Source organism: Haloferax sp. s1 (assembly GCF_058382125.1).
This window is the reverse complement of record NZ_JBZRPK010000454.1, coordinates 1-4896: the sequence shown is the minus strand read 5'-3', so window position 1 is coordinate 4896 and position 4896 is coordinate 1. Positions and strand designations below refer to the sequence as shown.

5 protein-coding genes are annotated in these 4896 nt (G+C 59.7%); 3 read left to right on the top strand and 2 right to left on the bottom strand.

Features of this window, described 5'->3' with window-relative positions; all coding sequences use genetic code 11:
* Positions 1-776 (top strand): alpha-ketoacid dehydrogenase subunit beta (locus QT222_RS06630; protein WP_491476705.1); only part of this gene is annotated, 776 nt, incomplete at its 5' end.
* A 160-nt stretch (positions 777-936) separates the two neighbouring features.
* Here the strand turns inward: QT222_RS06630 and QT222_RS06625 are convergent.
* Entirely contained in the window at positions 937-2205 is a 1269-nt protein-coding gene (locus tag QT222_RS06625) for a M24 family metallopeptidase (RefSeq protein ID WP_491476704.1), read from the bottom strand.
* A 149-nt stretch (positions 2206-2354) separates the two neighbouring features.
* Between QT222_RS06625 and QT222_RS06620 the strand changes: the two genes are divergently transcribed.
* Complete coding sequence (locus QT222_RS06620) at positions 2355-3089, top strand: EthD domain-containing protein (protein ID WP_014732728.1); 735 nt, start codon at positions 2355-2357, stop codon at positions 3087-3089.
* Complete coding sequence (locus tag QT222_RS06615; protein ID WP_004061081.1) at positions 3079-3690, top strand: HD domain-containing protein; 612 nt, start codon at positions 3079-3081, stop codon at positions 3688-3690. The genes QT222_RS06620 and QT222_RS06615 overlap by 11 nt, the downstream gene beginning before the upstream one ends.
* Before the next feature lie 113 nt (positions 3691-3803).
* On the opposite strand, the gene QT222_RS06610 is transcribed toward QT222_RS06615, so the two are convergent.
* Entirely contained in the window at positions 3804-4778 is a 975-nt protein-coding gene (locus QT222_RS06610; RefSeq protein WP_491476703.1) for an NAD-dependent epimerase/dehydratase family protein, read from the bottom strand.
* Between the last annotated feature and the right edge of the window lie 118 nt (positions 4779-4896).

The following is a 4896-nucleotide window of genomic DNA, read 5'->3' as shown; positions in this document are numbered from 1 at the left end:
GCCTCGCACTGTCCGGACTGCGCCCGGTGGCCGAAATGCAGTTCATGGGGTTCATCTACCCCGCGTTCGACCAACTCGTGAGTCACGCCGCCCGGTTACGGAGTCGGAGTCACGGACAGTACACGGTACCGATGGTCGTGCGGGCCCCCTACGGCGGCGGGATTCACGCACCGGAACACCACTCGGAATCGAAAGAGGCCTTCTTCGCCCACGAGCCCGGACTGAAGGTCGTCTGCCCGAGCACGCCGTACGACGCCAAGGGCCTCCTCATCGCCTCCCTTCGAGACCCGGATCCGGTGATTTTCCTCGAGCCAAAGCTCATCTACCGGGCCTTCAAGGAAGCGGTTCCGACGGGAAGCTACGAAGTTCCGCTCTCCGACGCTTCGGTCCGTCGAGAAGGAAGCGATATCTCGGTATACACGTGGGGGGCTATGACGCGCCCGACACTCATCGCCGCGGATAATCTCGCGGACGAGCACGGTGTCGATGCCGAGGTCGTTGACTTGCGCACGTTGTCTCCGCTCGACACCGAGACGATTGTCGAGTCGTTCAAGAAGACCGGCCGCGCCGCAGTCGTCCACGAGGCTCCGAAGACGGCAGGACTGGGAGCAGAAGTCTCCTCGACGATTCAAGAAGAGGCGCTTCTCTATCAGGAAGCACCCATCAAGCGTATTACCGGGTTCGATGCGCCGGTACCGCTTCACGGCGTCGAGGACTACTACCTGCCGCAGGCGGTGCGGATTCAAGAAGGTATCTTCGAGACCGTCGGCTTCTGAGTATCTCTCCCGAATCGTCCCTACTCGTCGCCGTATTCTTGCCATACGTCTTGCCGCACGAGTCCACGCACCCCACGTTGGTAGAGGCCCCTCAAAAATCAGAAACTGCTGCGCGTAGCGTGAAATGTCACCAGTTACAAACGCTACTATAGTCGGGGTTTCAGTAGTCGATACGCGTAATCTCTTCGACCGGCCATTGGCTCAGGATTTCGACGCCGTTCTCGCGGACGACGACCATCTCCTCGACGCGGACCCCTTGGCGGTCTGCAGGCTCCATAGTCTCGACGGCCATCGTCATCCCCTCCTCGATTTCGATGGGGTGGTCCGGCGAGAGACCGCGCCAGATGAGCGGGACCTCGTAGAGTTGGAGGCCGAGTCCGTGTGCCCAGTGGTTCGTCGTCATCTGCCAGTGCTCGTCGGCACCGTACCAGTCAGCGTGTTCGCCCTCCATGTCGGGGAAGCCCTTGCAGATTTCGTCGGTCGTCGCACCCGGTTCGATGCGTTCGAGCACGTCGTAGAGATTGTCTCGGGCCGTCTCGTAGGCGTCCTTTTGCGCCTTCGTCGGCTCACCCATGGAGAACGTTCGGTAGTAACACGACCGGTAACCGAGGTAGCCGATGTTGTAGAAGTCGGCATAGACGATGTCACCGGGGCGAATCTGCCGGTCGGTCGTGTTCGCCTGATGTTTCGGCCACGTGTTCGGGCCGGACGTGACGTAGCCGCCTTGGACCATCGCGCCGTGCCGCCAGAGTTCCTTACTCGCGTGGCCCCAGACTTCGGATTCTTTCACTCCCGGGCGGGCGGTTTCCTTGATTTTCTGGAAGCCAGCCTCACAGATGGCTGCGACCATACGCAGGCACTCGATTTCGTCCTGCGTCTTGATTTTCCGTGCATCGTGCATCAGATCGACGCACTCCTCAGTTCGAGTTTCCACACCGTTGTTCTCGAAGGCGCTTATGAGCCCCTGGTTACCCACGTCGAGGCCCATCGGTTCCTTGTGGACGCCGTACTCTTCCATCGCCTCCGTGACGAGATTGGCCATCTTCTGTTTGAGCCAATTGCGCGCTGAGTCGCTGCCGGACGCGCGCGGGACGTTCCCCAGTCCGGGGCACGCATAGCGGATGTCGTCCAACCAAGGACAGTTGAACCGCTGATTACTCGCGTGGTCGGCGGTGTCCCAGTGAACGATATCACCGTCTTCGGTCAACAGGGTGTAGTGGTCGGCTCCGGAGCCACCAGTCATCGCGAGCCCGGTGACATAGCGGATATTCGGGTCGGAGACGAGGAGCATACTCCCGAGCTCCGAGTCCTGCAAACGCGAGAGAGCCTTCTCGTACCGTTCCTCGCGGAGGCGCTTGACGTCGATGCGCTCTTCCCAGTCAACAGCTTGTGTTCCGCGCGTGCCTTCCATGAAACTCCGCTCGTACATACTCGTTCCCGTGATTCTTCCCGGATGATTATCAAGATAGTCATTGGGGTTATGACTGCTGGGAGTCTGTCGCTCGGAAGGACGAACAGAATCACACTTTCTTACTGATTCCTCATATTTTAATAGACGCCACAACGAGATGTACATCCATGTACAAGCACGTCGCGCTACTAGTACGTCAGCCGGACATGTCCCACGAAGCGTTCGTCGAACACTGGCAACACACCCATACACCGATTGCGAAGGATATCGAAGGAGTCGTTCGGTACCAGCAAGTCCTCCCAACCGAGCCCGAACACGCGGAGTTCGACGGGTTGGCCGAACTCTATTTCGAGACGCTAGATGAACTGCACGAGGCACTCGGGAGCGAGGGCTCGCGCGATTACGACCCGACGAAAGAAATCGCAGCGAAGGCTCGCAAGGACGTAGATAACTTCCTCGACGTGGAGCGTCGCCCGCGTCTGATCGGAAGAGAGCGCGTCGTCAAGGACGAAGTCGACGGCGACACCGACGGTCTCTACAAGCACTCTGCGTTCCTCGTCCGAAAGGAGGGTATGACCCACGAGGAGTTCCTCGACCACTGGCAGCACACCCACACGCCCATCGCAAAGGAGATCGATGGTGTCGTCCGCTACTGTCAGGTGGTTCCGACGGACCCCGAAAACGCCGAATTCGACGGCGTCGCTGAACTCTACTTCGACGACATCGACAAACTCTACGACGCACTGGGCAGTGAGGGCTCCCGCGACTACGAGGCGACGGGTGGCAAGGCTGCTGAGGCGCGCGAAGACGTGGACAACTTCCTCGCTATCGAAGCGCGCCCGCGGTTTATCGGCCGCGAACAACTCGTGAAGAACACGCTCGTGAACCACGATGGCTACTGAGGGAGAGGAACGGGACTACGAAACCCAGGTTCGAGACGCGTTCCCGTCGCTCCGCCAGATTGAGGACGATAGCCTTCGGGAGAAAGTCGTCGAAGCCTGGGTACTCGGTCTGGAACGGGGCGGTTGGAAGACCATCCAAGACATTCCATACGCCTGGAATATTCACGAAATCACCAACGTCGAACACGTCCGCGGAGTCACGAAAATCGCGCTCCAATCCGCCGAGGTTCAGCGCGACTTCCACGGTGCAGACCCGGATATCGACGTTATCGTCGCGGCGTGTCTGCTCCACGACGTCGGAAAGTGCTACGAGTACGTCGACCACGTCGATGCCGAACTCCTCGATGGCACGGACCGCGAACGCTACGCCAGCGAAGAGATACCCCACTCCATCTCGGGCTACGCGCTGGCCCACGAAGTCGGCTGCCCGCTGGACGTGCAGAGAGCGATTCCACACTTCCTCGGGGAAGTACCGACGCGGACGCTCGAAGCCGAACTCGTCAAAAGCGCAAATTCAGCCTCTTCGAACGCCATCACCGAATCTGCGATGGGAATCACGTTGAAAGAGTGGGTAGACAAGTACAGTCAGACGCAGAACTGAATCCGGGGCTCCGTTTGACTGTCGTCGGAACCCGAGTTTTCTTTTGGCCGTCGTTGGGACCCGAGTCGTCCGTTTGACTGTCGCCGAATCGACGTTCAATCGTTCGTGCGCGCCTAGATCGGGTCCAGTCCGGCCTCGTCGCGGAGCACCGAGATGTAGTCCCGGAATCCGGATTCGAGGTCGTACTGCGGGTCGTAGCCCAAGTCTTCTTGGGCTTTCGTCATGTCGAGGCGTTGGGTCCACGGCAGTTCGCCATCGTCAGACACGTCGATGTCGGCGTCGGGCATGATGTCTTCGACAGTCTCAGCGGCCTCTCGGACGGTAGCAAGTTCTCCGCGGACGTTGTAGATGCGCTGGGAGAGTTCTTCGTCGGGCGTAAACGCCGCCAAGCGGAATCCCTGTGCGATATCTTCGACGTGTTGCCAGTCGATTTCTTGGTCACCGTACTCGACCGAGAAGGACTCTCCGACGGCGGGGTTTTCGACGATGTTCGCGAGGAACGCAGGCCCACCGGTCTCACGGTACGGACCGTATGCAACGGTTGGCCGGATTGCAACGTGACTGACGCCGTACTCCTCGTTGTAGACACGGGCCTGGTGCTCGTTGTACTCCTTGGTCGCCCCGTAGAGCGTATCCGGGTAGACCAAGTCGTCTTCGGTGACCCACCAGTCGCTGCCGTCGTCGTAGTTGTGGGGCGGCGCGTAGACTGCCGCAGAGGATGCCCAAGCGACTCGTTCGACCTGGTCATCGAGGGCTCGGGCGGCCTCGAAGACGTTACTGGTACCTTCGATATTCACCTGCATGGCCGCGCGAGGGTTACTCTCGGCCGTGTTAGTCAAGAGTGCAGCGAGGTGAACGATATGCGTCGTTCCGGTCTCAGAAACCGCGCTGACCACGTCAGTCGCGTCGCTCACGTCTCCTCGTCTGACTTCGACGTCGTCGGCAATATCGTGTTTCTCCAGGATGCGCGTGTCCGTAGAGAGGTCGTATGCGATGACGTCGTGTCCGTGTTCGAGGAACTGCTTCGAAACGTACGAGCCGATGAAGCCGGTCCCGCCAGTGACAAGCACTGTCGCGTGTTCCGCCATAGTACTGATGACGGCGGAGTCCGGCAAAAGCGTTGTGCCCTCCCACAAACTGGCCGTTACTCGTGGAGACCGCCGACCTCTGCGTAAAACGATGACTGGAGTGTTTCAGCCATGTCTT

Coding starts and splice junctions, on each gene's coding strand:
- QT222_RS06625 (WP_491476704.1), bottom strand. CDS start 2,205: ATGTACGAGCGGAGTTTCATGGAAGGCACGCGCGGAACACAAGCTGTT.
- QT222_RS06620 (WP_014732728.1), top strand. CDS start 2,355: ATGTACAAGCACGTCGCGCTACTAGTACGTCAGCCGGACATGTCCCAC.
- QT222_RS06615 (WP_004061081.1), top strand. CDS start 3,079: ATGGCTACTGAGGGAGAGGAACGGGACTACGAAACCCAGGTTCGAGAC.
- QT222_RS06610 (WP_491476703.1), bottom strand. CDS start 4,778: ATGGCGGAACACGCGACAGTGCTTGTCACTGGCGGGACCGGCTTCATC.